Consider the following 15,766-nt stretch of genomic DNA (forward strand, 5'->3'; position numbering starts at 1 on the left):
CGTAAATAGCGCAAGCACGGTTCTGTGAGGGGGGAGGAACACAATCTACCGCAAGGTAGAGAGGTTCCCTTCTACTCGACTAATTAAACAAGCAGCTAAAAGGATCTTCCAGTCGAAGATCTTTTTTTAATGCCGATAAGGGTGATTATGTTAACTCACTTGAAGGTCATACGTATTTCACATGGAATAATACATATATGATTTTAAGTGAAATGAGGGTGAACAAACTATGAGTGCAGATCAAAAAGCATCCATACGAAGCATTTTAGAAATATTGGCCCAAGAAGGAATAAAGACAGGCGATGTGGCTAAACAAATACCTGGCATAAGTGAAAAACCATTTAGAAACGCATTAAAAGAGGCTGGATATGAATTTAGAAACTCTGGTCAAAAGGGTTGGTTTTTTATTGGAGAAGGTGAAGAACCTCTTGATAAAAGTATTTTTGATTATGTGAAATCTAGTTCACCTAAAGTTCATACGTCTTTCACACAAAGTAATAAGATATTCACAAATCATCCACCTATTGTTCATGAACAGTTCACCCAAGATGAAATCCATATGATTAAGGAAATGCTTAAATCGTGGCAAGAGGTTACCCCAACTACACAAACCAATGAGCCAAGTCTTTATGACCGCGTCAAACAGTTGCGACAAAGTGACAAAACAAGAAAGACTATTGTTATTGATCGTGTCATTGGTAAACGTTTAGATGAGTTTTGTGAAGCCGAGAGGATCAATAAGTCTGATGTGTTTCATTTAGCATTAGCCGACTTTCTAGAAAAATATGAAAATTGACCAAAAAAACAAAAAGGATTGGATATCTAAGAGGTACCCAATCCTTTTTTTGCCGATAATTGACCTTATGTTAACTAGATTTGTATATGATATTCATTAGAGACCTTGGGATCTTGTTCAACTAAAAGGACATTTTAAGGAACACTCATCTTATGATTTAATTGAAAAGGTTAAACTTTTAAAGGGAGGATTTATAAATGGACATGAAAGATTTTATAGATTTTTGTAAGAAAGGCAATCCAATTTCAGGTGAGGATAAAGAATTACATGGGCTATTAACTCAATGTAGTTATGAAGCCCAAAAGATTACAATGGCATTGAATACGTCCTATCATTCAAAAGAAGAAATAGTAGAGATTTTTAGTGAACTAACAGGTAATAAAGTTGATTCGTCTTTTATGTGTTTTCCGCCATTTTATACAGACTTCGGCAAAAATATTACTATTGGAAAAAATGTGTTTTTCAACACAGGCTGTTCATTTCAAGATAGAGGTGGAATTAGTATAGGAGACGGTTCGATGATCGGTATGAATGTCACGATCGCTACACTTAATCATGGGTTACCTTTAGACACAAGAAACACAACATATCCCTCTCCAGTTATAATTGGTGAAAATGTATGGATTGGGTCAAACGCAACAATACTACCTGGTGTGACTATTGAGGATAATTCTGTTGTAGCTGCAGGTGCAGTTGTCACTAAGGATGTTCCCAAAAATACTGTTGTTGCAGGAGTACCGGCAAAATCTATAAAAAAAATTAATAATAATTTAAAGTAATTTTGGTCTCATTAGATAAAAAACAAGCAGCTAAAAGGATCTTCCAAACCGAAGATCCTTTTTCAGTACCTATAAAAATGATTATGTAAACTCTTCTTGAAATAAAATAAGAGGAGTTTTTTAATCTAGCTTATTAAGCTAATGGGTGACATCAGTTCAAGAAGAAGATCCTTTTTGGTGGTCTTTTCAATGTACGTTAAATATACAAAATCATACATTCCCCCCCCTCTTTTGCTAAAGGTATTCCAATTTGTACAAACTATTTTTAAGTTTGCAAATTGGAGGGACACAGTTGGGTAAAATTAACTTCTTTTTAAAAGCGTGTTTGATTTTAATTGTAATCACAATATATTTTCAATATTTTAATCAACAAGCAATGGCTCAAAGCACAATTGATATTTTGAATCCAAATCAAAGCACCCCATCTTCATCCGAAACAATAGAATTATCATTAAAACAAGCTATTGATTTGGTATATTCTGTTGCGATTCGTTGGAATAAAGAGGCGAAACTATTGCGTTGTAATAGTGTGGATGGGGATAAAAATATCAGTGGTTTGAATGGAAAACGGAAATATTGGAACGTAATATTTGGAGTACCAGATACTAATAAGGAATTTATAGTTCAAGTCCAAGAAGGGAAAATAGACCTGCAAAAAGATATAACTCGCAATGGTCCTTCAAAATCAAAACAGGATTTTATAGAGCTATCTGATATTAAATACGATTCTCCTCAATTGTTAAAAAAGGCTAAAGATTTGACTGAGCTTTATCCAGGGAATGAATGGGCGAAAGGGTATAACTTTGAAATTACTAAAGCTACAGATTCAGTAAAAAATATTGTTGTTATAATAGTTTATGGGTGGAAAAAAAACTATAAAAAGATGAAGGTGGTACCCTTTAATGCAACTACAGGAGAGTATATTCGAATGCAGGTTGGATTTTATCATTCTTAAACAAACCTTTAATTCAACAGCGCGACCACCAATTTGGTGGTCTTTTCAATTCTCCGATATATACTCCAAAAATAATTGTAATCGACAGGATAATCTGATCTTCTCAATGCCTAGATTGCACTACCTACACCAGCCAATAAATCAATTAATAAAGGCGTCATTTGCACCAATACATAGCCGATCGCTGATGACATAATCATCGAATACCCTTTATCTTTAATCCCTATCATAACAAGCAAAGCACCCCCAGTAATCATCACAGAAGCAATGGGAAGCGATACACCCATAATTAATTCCACCAAGGGATCGAACGCATGAATAATCTTCTCTTTCACTGCACCAGGTATAGCGCCTGTCACTACTATGGCTTCTGGTTGTACAGTAGTAGCAGCAAACACAGGGGAAACTTTGTTCATGATATGAGCAGATACCGCGACTATCGGAATCCATTGTACCTTTTCAACGAGATGCCCGTAATTCGCACGTAAACGTCCACTGGTGGCTTTTTGTGGTTTAGGCTTATATTTGTATTCCTCACTCATAAAATCATTAAATGGTATGGTTTCAGTCCGATTTTTGAACAATATAGCCATCTCCTTCGTTTTAAAGCGTGAAATAAGCTAAAACGCCAGCAATTATAAAGATTCGTGTTGGTTTAAATATGGCCATAATTCCAATTAATCCGCATACAGAAAGGAACGTCACGGGTAATAGCAGCAACAACTCTATGAATTTGCTGAAAATCAAATTAATCACCACGATCTCCCCCCCCCCTTATATGATTTCGTTTAATGTATAAATCCGACCCGTCAATCCAGCCGATAATTCGGTCAGCTTGGGTTTCCTACTTTCAATCTCTGTAATCCATACAACGTGGAAGGGTTGGTCTGTCAATTCTCTGATTTTCTTATATCTATCAATCTTTTTCCGATTGTTTATCATTGGCTGCGTGATGTCCACCTCTACAAACACCGTGACGCCCTTCTGATTGAATAAAGCATCGCAAACAATGGAAGTATCACCGACTTTGATTTTCGCTTCGTTTTGCCATGAATGTGGGCGTTTAAGATGCATCCACAATTGATTACGGACTAAAAAATGCTGGATATTTGGCGTTTTCTTTCGGATCACATCATGTTGGATCCGTTCACGCCCATTTTTGTTCAAATAGTAGACGATGTTACCTTCATGTCTGAATGTCCCTAAATACTCAGCCATATCGTTCAGTACCCGATTCGCGTTCCGATCCCCTTTTAAATCGTGTATGATTTGGATTTGGGAACGGGTGAGATAGTCAAACTTTTTCAATGACAATAGAATGTCTTCTTGTCGTTGCTGTTTGAAGGCTCTTCTGTCCATCTCCATCATCCTTTCGTGTACGGATTGTGACGTGCGGCTGAATTCGTTCTTGTATTTGTTTATTGCTCATATATGGCGTTTGCAAAATGGTTTGTTTGACCTCTTTATAGATCCCACGACCCGGTATTTCTGGAAGGCTTTCAGCACCAGGCCCATCTAGTACGGTCATGGATGCCATAGCACTATCCAGTACAAAGCATAAACGGGCAGGAATATTTCGCTTAATTTGCATTGGGATGGCTTGAGCAGAAGGATACTGGGTTGCATAAATGACGTAGTAGCCAGCACCCCTTCCTTTCCTCACGATGTCGGTTAAAATCTCCATGCTTTTTTGATCTCCTGCTAAATCAGCAGCTTCGTCAACAACAAGGAAGTGCCTCTTGCTTATACCTGCTTCTGACACATCTTCGTGTCCTCCATCTACTATTTTTTTATAATCATCATTCATTTTTTGCTGTACATCTTGGAGGATTTCCAAAGCATCCGTAGTATCAACGCCAAAATGAACGACTTGCTTGGCATTTTTGAACCTTGCAAATGCTGGGCCCCCTTTTAAATCAACAAGGGAAAAGGTAACTTCGCTGGGTTTAGACAGGATTAAAGCAGTAATAATCGCCTTCATAATGACGGACTTACCGAAACCAGTAGCCCCAGCCACGATTAAATGTTTTCGCTTATCAAAATCGTGATAAATGGTTCCGTTTCGCGTGATTCCTATCGGAACAGACCACGTTTTCAGTTTCAGCATGTCGTCAGACCACTGGATCTCATTCCCTAAACTCGAATCGTATACGCGAATCCTCAACATCCCATCAAAATCAATTTCAATCTCCTTACGAATGATTTTTTTAGATGTTAGTATCTTCATAATTTGCTTGATTACCGTCCGATCCCATTTAAGGGTTAATAATTCTGTGGGATCAAACTCAAAAACCTTATGTCGTGCGTTCAATCCATCTTCTAATACATTTTTGTGGTCGATAATCTGCTTAGCTGACATTCCAAGTGGTAATTGGAACACGTACTCAACGCCACCTTCAATTTTGGTTTTACGGTGAATGCGAATCGTTTTGACCTTTCCGTTTTCTCGGACATTCATTCCAGCATTGTTAAAAATTCGTTGGATTTTATCCGAATCGCTCATGGATGAACCATTTGTTTTCAGATACGAATAACCGGCCACTCCTGCCATGATGATTGTCGAACCTACCTCGACTAACACTGCGCCACCTCCCGTGTTATTTATGAAATAAATAGTTTGTGTGAGTTAGAACGTTCTTGGACAGCTTAGAACGGCTAAATAACGCCTTTTTGATAGTTCCGTTTCAAATGCTTCAGCAGTATTTGATAAAGAATATTCCGTCGTGGATTTGTCCTATGCACAAAAACTTCAGAAAATTTTGTATAAATTTGTGAAAGATGGACGAGGATGCTAGTAAAAAGTTATTGGAGGACTAGCGATGTTTAAATTTGGAAAGGGAAAACCACGAAGCAAGGTCGGGAAGTTGATTGATAAGCATGGATATACACAAGAGAATCTTGTAAAGGCTTCTGGAGTCTCCCGGAATACAGTAAGTAAAGTCTGTAGCGATCCAAAGTATGTGCCATCACCTAGCGTACTGAAGAAAATAATGAAGACGATTCGAAGTATTGAGCCTGGAGCGAAAGCCGATGATTATTTCGACATATAAAAAGGACTAGGCGCAATGCCCGGTCCTTTTGTTTTTTTATGCATTATGAATTAAATCCATTTTCTTGAACGTAGTTCTCAATACTCCAAATCCCGATTCCTTGCACTTGGGCTTTTCTCTGTACTTCATGGAATGTATCAACATATCGAGTATTAGGTGCGTATACATAGGCTACTCGTGCAAGACCCTTTTCAAGCAAGAGTTTATTCACCCGTTTCCTTAAGTACAATATGTCACATACTTTCTACTTTTCTTTATTCCGAAACCTGAAAGTAAAAGGTATTTCCAACTTCCGAAGAACACTCACTTAAATGATACTCAACTCCATTTTCAGTATTTCTTGATTCTATATTAGAACAAGACGTACTTTTTATTCCTTTTCCAGAACCTGCATATCCATCTTGTGAATCATCATAAGTATATTGAATTTTGTTACCGTCATAATTTAGATTATAGAAAATTGGGTCCCCTTCAATAGTGTACATTGTGATACGAATTTCATCTTTAGTACCACTCTCAACATTTTTTATAAAATTCTCAAATTTATCTAAGTTACTAATTTCTCCGTGGCGATTGACTACATCTCCATTTTCTATCGCTTCCTCGGAATCATAAGGTTTTTTCGGATTGTTAATCTCACTATTCTGTTGATTACTATTGCTGACCCTAAATTCAACCTGTCCTTTTATTTTATATTCTTTCTTTTGTTCCGTTCCCTCGTTAGCTATAACACCAAAGTCTGCAATGCCATTTACAACATAATGTCCCTCTGGAAATTCCTGATTCATAATTCGCTTCATAAACTCTATATATTCTTTTTTGTCCTGTGAACCGTATCCGCCACTACCCCTATATTCTGTACGGAGTGGTTCTCCTTTAAGAATAACGGTACTTAATGATGGTTGGTCCATACCGTAACCAATTTCATAATTTCGCGTAGTCTCAACCATTGGAAAATGAAATGGGGAAGCTGCATGAGATATTTCAATCTCTTCTTTATCACCTATATATTCTAGTTCTGCATATATTTTCATGGGTTCATCCTCACCATACTCTGCTTTTTCCGTTACAAGTCGATAAACAAATTCTCCCTCAGTGACCTCAGCTTTCGTTTCCAAATTTTCAGTAATAGACGGTGCATTATCAACCTTCTCGTCATTGTTTCGTTGGCAACCAAATAAACCAATTGATAAAAACATAAAGGACAAAATCAAACTAATTTTTTTCAATATCATCACTCTCCCTTATAGAGTTAAAATTCGTTTTAATGCACTTATTTCCCTTCTATCCTTCTTGCACTAAACTGCTTCATTAGTTTAAGTGTATCACTTTACAATCTCAATTCATTGTAAATCCACGCTTGCCTGACGATAACCCTATATGACCTATTCGGAAGTTCCGAAACCAGTAGTTACTGCCTTTTGTACGTGGTTCGCAAGTGTGTGTCCCTATTAATATTATTTAATGTTCAGTTAGCGCGGGTTAACTCATAAATAAGAAGGTCATTCTTCCGTTTTCGCTTCAATGTATGTATGTATGACAATACAGTTAGCGATTGTACCGAAATTAGAGGGATGGGTTCCGAACCTTAATGTTTCCTGAAAATCTAATAGACAATGAAGGTGAATTGACCTCGGAAATCACGCTAAATTTGCCTCCGTCAGACTAACTTAGGGGGGAACGAATTCGTGTTCTCTATTCATATATTGCGGCTTGGACTACAATAACGTTATATCACTGCTATATACAAGATGATGAAGATGAGGAGGCTGTTATGACGAGCAATACACAGGAAAACGGAATACTAATGGGGCCAACGGATGTATGCACTTTACTGAACATAAAAGAATCTACATTAAGGAAATATGCGTTACTTTTAAAAGACGCGGGATATCAGTTCCATGTCAATGATAAAGGGCAAAGAGGTTACTTCGACAAAGACGTTATAGTGTTGAAACGGTTTATTGAGGTCAAGAGTAACCGTGATATGACGTTAGAACAGGCCGCGGAAGCTGTTATATCATGGGTTGAACAGTCAGGTATATCACTGAGCGTTATGAGAGAATCGAACCCTTACGAACGCTATGACGATGATATCAAGGAAATGAAGGAAACGATTAAGCAGCAAAATGATTTACTTCAGGAACTTATAAAGAAGTTGGATCAGCAACAAGATTACATAGATAATCGTTTAAACAAGCGTGATGAACTTTTAATGCAATCATTGAGGGAATCCCAAGAAACCAAACAACTCCTCCTGGCAACACAGGAAGAGAGGAAGCAGCGTAAAGGGATATTTAAGTTTTTTAACAAGGATTAAAGGAGCTTATTAGAAGGGTAGTCATTTCGGCTGCTCTTTTTATTATGTTTGTTCCCGTGTCATAACTTAAGAGTTTCGGAACAGATTCTTCTTCAATTAACTTGCAAATAGCGTTATAACAAATATTAGGTATTATGGTTGATTAAGGTTTATGTTAGTCTAGGATTATATGAATTGAGAGGGGAAAACGAAATTGCATAAGAAAACGGTAAAAGGCTTTATTTTAGGATTATCAACGGCAGTCATACTAGGAAGTGCAACACTTACTGTAGGTGCTGCTACAAGTGGGAAATTTAAAGATGTTAAAGCAATGGCCTGGTACGAAAATGCTGTTCTATGGGCGCAAGAAAAAGGAATTGTTAGTGGCTATCCAGATGGTACATTCAAACCGAATAGTAATGTCACACGTGCGGAACTAACTGGTGTGGTACAAAACCTAGCTAAAGAAGGCTATTTAAACTCTGATATTCCTTTAGATGGTTATGAGAAGTATGAAGCCATCCAAGTTGGAAAAACAACGCTAAAGGATTTAGAAAATACACTTGGTAAATTCTCCCCTGTGGGTGGCTCACCTGAATACAACGGATATTATGTTCTGTCTACAAAAGATATGGATATAACTGTAACTTCAATCGATAAAAACGTGATAGATGGTAAGAGGTATTCTCCCTCTAAATCTACCATAAAACATTACCCACAAGTAACGAAACAGAACCTAGAAAAGTTAGAAAATGGTATGAGTTACGAACAAGTTAGTGCCATACTAGGTGGAAAAGGTTCACTTGAACGTGACACTACGACTTATAAAGCTTATTCGTGGTATGGCACAGATAAAACCACAAATGGAACCCCATATGATACGAGTGGGCGATTTGAATTCAAAAAGATCGGTGATGGATTATCTTTAAACCTTCAAATAGTAGAACCAGCTGCTACTGAAGGCAAATAAACTATTATTAAAAAAGACTGTCAATGGACGGTCTTTTTTTATTGTTATTTTTGTGTCTAAAAAAGTACATGTACATAAAACGAAGGTTATATAGACATTTAAATTAAAACTACGAATCAGAAAAGTCCAATAATAAATTTACAAAATATGTTATGGTATAGATACCCATAAATACAAAGGAGATTACTATGAAGAAAATATTTGGTATAGCCTTTATATTACTCATTTCTTTATCGGGTTGTAATACGGAAGAGGATTATATTTACTGGACAGAAAAAACAGATAACCAAATTGAACGTTTAGATGGGGCAAATATAAATTATGAGATTAGAGAAGGAGAAATTTGGGTTAGAGAAAAAGATATGGACAAAGTATTAGCGTGTTGTACATAAAGTAACGGGTACTTTAATTGAATAAGATAAAGTCAAAAGTCGATTTAAATACATCGGCTTTTTTAATTTCGTTAAAGGGAATGGTGTCAATACGAAATGTAAGGACGTTGTAACAATCTATAAATGTACACAAAAATTTAATGAGTGTCCAAAAGTTGTAAGTTATGGACGGTCAGGAAAAACACCTTTTTTCCTTCTTTTATTAGTTGTATTCCGTCTAGAAGTTAGTTTAAATGTAATGTGCAGGAAGTTATTAGACTTTTAGATGATGATGGTGTATGAAGAATGGGCGAAATGGTGGGATATGCACGGGTAAGCACGACAGATCAGGATTATACTTTACAAGTTGAATAGCTAGGAGAGTACGGATGTAAAAAAATCTTCACTGAAAAAATAAGAGGCAAAAATACAGGTTGACCAGAATTTCAGAAAGCATTAGAAATGTAAATTGAAGGTAATAATGATTAAAAATATATTCGTTATGTTTATTTTAAAATAAATCTCGCTAGAATATATAAAGAACTAGGCAATGGGAAAGGTAACAGAATCTACTAACTCCCCCAAGAAATTTTATGTTTCAAGGGAGAGTTTCTAAAGTGACCATTATGTTTACTCTTAATAATTGCGTATAAACAATCATTAAGTCGAAATATATTATATCTCTAATCCCATTTCAGTTTTTAAATAACTTTCAAAATGGTCATTTTTATAGTTGCGCATAAATTGGCTTTTTTTTTCTAAATCTACTTCTTTTTTAAAGAATCCAACCTTTTTCAGACGTTCTGTTTCAGGCAGTTCTGACCAGATTTTTTCTGCATCTTCTTCGAGCTTCCGTTCGATTTTTTTTTGTAGCATTAACTCTTCAAATCGTTTTGTTCTTTGTTCTTCTGGGGATTGTTGTTTCGGTAAAGTGGTTAGTAATTGATTATATTGATTTTTAAGTTCTTCCATTTGCGTCGCAGCAAGTTCTGCAAATGTTTTTTGGACTTCTGCAGTAATTTGGTTCTTTAAGGCCTCTATATTGTCTACATATGGTGTTGGTTTTTCCTCTATGTGAGGAAATGATCTTAAACTCGTAAAGTTGTTCAGCTCTCTAGAAATGGCCCCGAGGGCCCACTTTTCTTCTCTTCTTTTCTTTATAAAAATGGCAATCTTTAAGTCTAATTCGTCATAAATCTTTTCATTTGTTTCTACAGTACGGTTGATATAATGGATTCGATCATTTTCTAGCCGTTTAAACCAGCCATCAACTGTATTAATATGTATGTTTGGGATATCTAGATTTTTTCTTAATTCTTCTACAAAATCGCTGATTTTCCAATACTTTGGTTCATTCAAATTTTTTACCTCCTTTTTAAATTTCATATGTACTAGATTCTATTGAGATGAGATACAAAAAGTTATGAAGTCCCTTGTGTTATGAGTATTTATGGACAAAATTATAGTCTATAAGTAGACCATAAACCACTTGTAGCACACAATAACATTAAATATTATAATAGATAGTTGAAATAAAATAAAATAATGAAGGTTATTTAATCTTCATTAGTAATGAATAGGAGTAATTATAAGAATCTACACCTAGACCACTAACCATAAGTCGGCTACATTTTTTGAAAAGTATGTAAGGGATATGTAGTGTATGGTTTATATGTATCTCTGTTTTATAAGCTATTAGACTTGCTAATCATAATATCCTGCAACAAAATATGACTATTTTTGTCTAAGGAAACCTGCCTATGTATATAAGGGGAATCCTCGTCCTCGTCAGTAATGAAAATGAGAATTTATTAGATTCTACATGTAGAATACATTATTCATGGAAATGTAGGGTATATGTAGTGTGTGGTCTATATGTATACTTGATTGATAAGGTATTTAAACTGCTATTCATAATATCCTACATCAAATTATGCCTATTTTTGTCTAATGAAAAACCCCCTATGAATATAAGGGGGTTAATCGTCGTCGTCATCAAAATCCAAGAATGCTTTTTGAGCGAAATTTTGAATGGCTGCATTCGCTTTAAAAGCAGGGGGATTTTCTTCCTTATTTTTTTCAGGTTGTTGATTTAAATCAAAGGGTGAATAAGGTTTTTTAACTACTTGATATAGGAGCTGGCTAATTAATGCTTTTGTATGCGGATGATTTATCCATTCCAATTCTTCAGATGTTAGCCCTTTAGGAAGGGGGACGTTCATTTGATTACCATTTGCGGTACCTAAAGCTTTTTGTGAAACAGCATCAATAAAAATTGAAGCTATATTGCTACTGAATTTTCTACCAGCATTTTTCTTGTTTTCTGTTAAGTATTTAAGTACATGTGAAGGGGTATCAGATGGTAATCGAAACGAAAGAGATTTTCCCGGCTCAAATTGTTCCATTTTTCAGTTCACGCTTTTGTTAACGTAGTATTTTGTGTTGTAATCCCTTTGCTGTTTGCATACATAAGTAAAATTTTGAAATAAGCACGCGCAATCATCCATACACTATCATCTTCAGATACGAATCGAAGAGGGTAGTTTTTATCAGCTTGATTTAATTTAGTAAGGTAAGGTTTTAATACTAGGGAGCCACCGCCGGTTTGATAAGCAAGTCGAATATCTGGTACATTACGCCACATATCTTTAATTAACTTATATTCTTCTTTTGCTAAAATAGATAATTCTTCATCAATGATGTCTTTAATAGAGACACGAGTTCCATTGACCCAGATATGATATTGTTCTTCAGGTTGTTCGTTCGTGATGATTTCAACAAGAGTCCGTCTACTTTTAATGGAGTATTTATATTTAGAATATACCTTCCGAATTATGGTGTCTAAATACGTAGATACACCTCTTTTTATACCGTTGCTATATTCATTGTCTACTTCAGCTTCATCCGTAATTATCGCGGAGTCCGTTGAAAGACCGCCTATATCGTTGATTAGTATCGTTTTCCCTAAAAGCTCTTCGTTTTTAGTGGAACCATCATTATTTGTCGTTAAGTCTACAAATGCGGCAAATCCTTCTGTATTTACAAGTACTTGTTCAAACTTTATCCGCACAATTTTTCCTTCTAGAGAAGGTGTTTTTAAAAATTTCACTTCATGCTGCGAGTTTTTTAGCTTTTTTTTGAAATCTTTTGCTTTGCCTTGTTTAGTTTCATCTAAGGGCAATCCCGTAGATAAATAATAAGTTGCTTCTATTACACCATCTTCTTCGGGAAATTGCTCTACCGCATCATAAGCAAGGGTTGTTAATAACATAATTACTGGTTGATCACTGTCGGCTTTATCCTGGTCGGGAGTCAATTCGTCATTATTCGGATATTTAGATGCAAGTTTTCCGACTGCAAAACTTCCATTTTTACTTTTCAGAGCAGAGGATGTAATTTCTACATGTAAGGCATTTAACGAATTTTTTTCCATTTCAACAATTTCACGATTTTGCACATTTGCTATTACGTTCGGTATGTATATCCGGTTAGTAAGATCTCCTAAAAAGCCCTTTACAGCATCATTTCCAATATCAATTGATACGAATCTAGCCATAGTTTAGTAGATTCCTCCTTAGTTTCAATTATTTTCTTTTTAATCTCATCCTATTGTATACTTTTTGTATGCAAAATTCAAGTTAGTATGCAAATTGCATACAATAAAATTTCTTGTTCCAATGAAGAGGGTAATAAACAAACAAAAACACTCTAACCTATTTCATAAGTTAGAGTGTTGTCGTTGTTTATCTTTTAACCAATTGAGCATTTTCTCATCGTTTTTGTTGTTTTGGCGCTTATTTTCTCTTCTTAGGTACCGGGAAAGAGTGGAGTGGGAAAAACCAATTTCTTCTGCCGTCTGTCGGATACTCATGTTTTGGGAGTCCATCATGGCTTTCATTGTTTCTGGAGAGAGCTCCATTTCCTGTTCTGTTCCGAAATGCAACGCTTGTTGCTCCGGTTCCGCATGTCCCTCTTTACTACTTTTCCCAGCTGGTACGATGGATGGAACCTCAGTGGATTCTACCTCAAGTGTTGGAGCTAGCTCATTTAATGAAAGGTTTTGTGAGAAAATAAGATCTTCTGTAATTGAGCTATCGTGACTTATCTGATTCATCCGTTCAATAATTTCCTCATTCACCAAGCGATTTGAACCAATCAATAGCTTTTTCTGGTTTTCATTAACGACAGTGTCTGTTGGCAGAATAAGTACGCTCAGTTTGGTCCAATAGCTTTGGAACCAACCCTTTTTCCCAACCTGTTCCTCATCGATCTTTTCCGTATAGTTCCAACTGCTGATCACGCTGTCCTTCTGCAATTCATCCAATACGTTTTCAAACTTATCTCTCTTTTGCACTCCGTTATATCGATTGGATATGTCCATTATTTTTAACAGGGTAGATACCTTAAAGGGTTGCTGCAAAGTTCTTCTAATGGTCCTGATTTTCCACTGGATATTTAAATAACGGGTCAATCGCTTGTGTTCGCGCTGTGTGTAATGGCTATATTGAAAAACCTTCAAATCCAATAAACCAAGTGTTCGATTCGGTCCATCCAAGTAGGGTGTAAGAACAGAGGACGGTTTTACTTGTACGGCATATATACCTTTCGGTTCTCCTGTTTTTTTATCATAGGCAACACGGATTTTTCCAACTTCGAACATTCTTTGGAAATCTTTGAATTCATAAAGTTCATTGTCCTGGATATCTTGGGCGTTAAACACCTTTACCTGCTGATTGCCAAGGGAGACCCAGATGCTTGAAAGTGCAGCCACCCGTTTCATGATATTGAAGCGATCTTCCTCACGAAAATCCAATTCTCTGCCTTGTGCTGTGCGTTTCTTTAGGTTCCTAAGCTGTAAGGCATCATTACTATGAAACTCTATATATCCGTCACTGGTCTTAGGAGACACCATCCATAAGTATGTAATTAAATCAAAGAGGTCAGCCGTCATTTCATCCAATGAGTTTATGGTAGATTGGATAAGTTCAAACCACATTTCCTGTTGATCTGAGGCAAGCTCAGTCACATAGGGCTCTAGGGGCCTGATTTCAGCTAATCCTCTGACCTTTCCACGATTGTCGATAATCTCGGTTGCCAAGAAACCAGTCTCTCCTTTTTTAAAGTCCTTTTTCTTTGTCACGATGTCTCTCATTAAATGATAGTCCATATCCATGCTGGAATATATATATTCACGGCTCAAAGCTTCACTTATTTTTTCTTCATTCGCGCTTCGTTTTATCTCATCCATAGGGAATTCGTTTATAAAATGTCCGGCTAATATGACCTTCATTGTATCCTGATAGCTTCCTACAGCCTTTTTTAACATTTCTTTTGTTATAAGTTTTTCGAAGTATAATGTTTGAGTGAACAAAGAAAATAAGGCCCGGAAGCTTGGACTCATTGTATAGTCCGGAATCTGATTTTTGACCTCTTCCTCGGTCATACGATAGGCTTCCTGTTTCCATTTAGCCAGAATATAAGGACGATCTTCAAACAAAATCTTGGTTTCTTCGAAAATAGCAATTTTCAGAAACTCATAGTTCAGAATCATATGATCATGTATGTCCTGATATCTCAAAAATAATCCACCCTCTCTATTTGAAGGATATCCATTGGCTGGAAAGATTAAAACCTCTTCTTTTATCTAAAATGCATTACTTTCTTATCATTATAGCAAGAGTGGAACAGTTTTCGAAGAGAAAATGCACCATTTACTACACAGGTTCCGAAAAATGTGCACCATTTACTATATAGGTTTCGAAGTAATGGTGCATATGCACCATAAACCATACTTGTTTTACGAAGCCTGCATACGTAAACATCTACCCCTGTCAAAATAATCATTATATGTTCAAGTTCTCTAAACAAAAGATTCAATGACTTCTAAATATTTTAGGGGAAACGCACCATTATTCTAAAGTGAGCGGAACCTGTGTACTATTTATAGATATTATGCACCAACCCTCTCTTTGTATTTTCAACTACTTGTAAATACAGCTCTAAGATTTTGGGGAGTACCAACTTGAAACTTTCTAGGAAAATCTGATAAAGCGAAATATGTTTGCGAAAATGCTCCATTATTCTCGAAATGAGCGGAACCTGTATACTATTTGGTGAAAAAAATGCACCAAAATTATATTTTTAGTGTGCATGTGAGCGGAACCTGTGTAGGAGGAAAAAACGTTGATTTATATACATATTAGCACTAGTTTGTTTCTAACAGATTTAAAAAATGTACCCAATTTGAGCTCCGTTATTTAATAAGTGAGCGGAACCTGTATACCAAAAATGCACCACTCACCCTCAGAGATGAGCGAAACCTGTTTGGTATTTTTTTAAGATGTACGCCAACGAACCTTATCATGACAAGCTTTATTAGGATTCCGTTCAATATGCAATGTGTGCAATAATGGTACACTTTAGGCATTTTTGGTGCAAAAAGTGAGCGGAACTTGCATAACAAAAAAAAAAAAAAAAAAAATCAATCCCTTGGGGCTCTAAGCCGCAAGGGACTTTTTATTTTTGGTGCATTTCTCTTAGAGAGCA

Annotated in this window: 16 protein-coding genes and 1 pseudogene; 7 read left to right on the forward strand and 10 right to left on the reverse strand. The window is 36.0% G+C overall.

Translation table 11 applies throughout. From position 1 onward, the window contains the following. The first annotated feature begins 229 nt into the window (after positions 1-229). The 3 genes from AC625_RS24620 (at position 230) to AC625_RS24630 (ending at position 2,530) form a co-directional block, all read left to right on the forward strand. A complete protein-coding gene (locus tag AC625_RS24620) occupies positions 230-796 on the forward strand; it encodes a hypothetical protein (RefSeq protein WP_049684061.1) in 567 nt (188 codons plus the stop codon). A gap of 197 nt (positions 797-993) precedes the next feature. Then, positions 994-1,575, forward strand: coding sequence for a sugar O-acetyltransferase (locus AC625_RS24625; RefSeq protein ID WP_049684062.1), 582 nt, complete (start codon positions 994-996; stop codon positions 1,573-1,575). Between the two features lie 292 nt (positions 1,576-1,867). After that, positions 1,868-2,530 carry a hypothetical protein gene (locus AC625_RS24630; protein WP_053178216.1) on the forward strand — a complete coding sequence of 221 codons (663 nt, stop codon included), beginning with the start codon at positions 1,868-1,870 and terminating at the stop codon, positions 2,528-2,530. 110 nt (positions 2,531-2,640) lie between these two features. On the opposite strand, the gene AC625_RS25230 is transcribed toward AC625_RS24630, so the two are convergent. Genes AC625_RS25230 through AC625_RS24645 form a run of 4 tightly spaced genes read right to left on the reverse strand, consistent with a single transcriptional unit; the run spans position 2,641 to position 5,111 of the window. After that, positions 2,641-3,114, reverse strand: coding sequence for a hypothetical protein (locus AC625_RS25230; protein WP_053178218.1), 474 nt, complete (start codon positions 3,112-3,114; stop codon positions 2,641-2,643). A gap of 19 nt (positions 3,115-3,133) precedes the next feature. Continuing rightward, positions 3,134-3,286: a hypothetical protein gene (locus tag AC625_RS27150; RefSeq protein ID WP_156187693.1), complete on the reverse strand. Its 153-nt coding sequence runs from the start codon at positions 3,284-3,286 to the stop codon at positions 3,134-3,136. A gap of 18 nt (positions 3,287-3,304) precedes the next feature. Beyond that, complete coding sequence (locus tag AC625_RS24640) at positions 3,305-3,889, reverse strand: replication-relaxation family protein (RefSeq protein ID WP_180320173.1); 585 nt, start codon at positions 3,887-3,889, stop codon at positions 3,305-3,307. Next, positions 3,825-5,111, reverse strand: a complete 1,287-nt coding sequence (locus AC625_RS24645; protein ID WP_049684063.1) for an FtsK/SpoIIIE domain-containing protein — start codon at positions 5,109-5,111, stop codon at positions 3,825-3,827. The genes AC625_RS24640 and AC625_RS24645 overlap by 65 nt, the downstream gene beginning before the upstream one ends. A 238-nt stretch (positions 5,112-5,349) precedes the next feature. Here AC625_RS24645 and AC625_RS24650 point away from each other — a divergent pair, with 238 nt between their 5' ends. Then, positions 5,350-5,580 (forward strand): helix-turn-helix transcriptional regulator, encoded by a 231-nt coding sequence (locus AC625_RS24650; protein WP_049684064.1) that lies wholly within the window; start codon positions 5,350-5,352, stop codon positions 5,578-5,580. 49 nt (positions 5,581-5,629) lie between these two features. On the opposite strand, the pseudogene AC625_RS26280 reads toward AC625_RS24650, so the two are convergent. Then, a pseudogene (locus AC625_RS26280) lies at positions 5,630-5,812 on the reverse strand (thermonuclease family protein); the annotation flags it as partial. 22 nt (positions 5,813-5,834) lie between these two features. Continuing rightward, the gene (locus AC625_RS28070) at positions 5,835-6,809 is read right to left on the reverse strand and encodes a DUF4362 domain-containing protein (RefSeq protein ID WP_053178221.1); all 975 of its coding nucleotides are present in this window, start codon (positions 6,807-6,809) and stop codon (positions 5,835-5,837) included. Positions 6,810-7,354: 545 nt separating this feature from the next. On the opposite strand from AC625_RS28070, the gene AC625_RS24660 reads away from it, so the two are divergent. The 3 genes from AC625_RS24660 to AC625_RS24670 all read left to right on the forward strand — a co-directional run bounded on the left by AC625_RS24660 (position 7,355) and on the right by AC625_RS24670 (position 9,241). Beyond that, entirely contained in the window at positions 7,355-7,900 is a 546-nt protein-coding gene (locus AC625_RS24660) for a DUF3967 domain-containing protein (protein ID WP_049684065.1), read from the forward strand. 193 nt (positions 7,901-8,093) lie between these two features. After that, positions 8,094-8,849 carry an S-layer homology domain-containing protein gene (locus AC625_RS24665; protein ID WP_049684066.1) on the forward strand — a complete coding sequence of 252 codons (756 nt, stop codon included), beginning with the start codon at positions 8,094-8,096 and terminating at the stop codon, positions 8,847-8,849. 188 nt (positions 8,850-9,037) lie between these two features. After that, positions 9,038-9,241, forward strand: a complete 204-nt coding sequence (locus AC625_RS24670) for a hypothetical protein (protein WP_049684067.1) — start codon at positions 9,038-9,040, stop codon at positions 9,239-9,241. A 654-nt stretch (positions 9,242-9,895) separates the two neighbouring features. Here AC625_RS24670 and AC625_RS24675 read toward each other — a convergent pair. The 4 genes from AC625_RS24675 to AC625_RS24690 form a co-directional block, all read right to left on the reverse strand. Further along, positions 9,896-10,579 carry a hypothetical protein gene (locus AC625_RS24675; protein ID WP_049684068.1) on the reverse strand — a complete coding sequence of 228 codons (684 nt, stop codon included), beginning with the start codon at positions 10,577-10,579 and terminating at the stop codon, positions 9,896-9,898. Positions 10,580-11,199: 620 nt separating this feature from the next. Beyond that, positions 11,200-11,625, reverse strand: a complete 426-nt coding sequence (locus tag AC625_RS24680) for a hypothetical protein (protein WP_049684069.1) — start codon at positions 11,623-11,625, stop codon at positions 11,200-11,202. An 8-nt stretch (positions 11,626-11,633) separates the two neighbouring features. Beyond that, complete coding sequence (locus AC625_RS24685; protein WP_049684070.1) at positions 11,634-12,776, reverse strand: ParM/StbA family protein; 1,143 nt, start codon at positions 12,774-12,776, stop codon at positions 11,634-11,636. A 162-nt stretch (positions 12,777-12,938) separates the two neighbouring features. Further along, positions 12,939-14,798: a helix-turn-helix domain-containing protein gene (locus AC625_RS24690; protein WP_049684071.1), complete on the reverse strand. Its 1,860-nt coding sequence runs from the start codon at positions 14,796-14,798 to the stop codon at positions 12,939-12,941. Positions 14,799-15,766: the final 968 nt, after the last annotated feature.

The organism is Peribacillus loiseleuriae (assembly GCF_001183985.1).
GTDB classification, from domain to species: Bacteria; Bacillota; Bacilli; order Bacillales; family DSM-1321; genus Peribacillus; species Peribacillus loiseleuriae.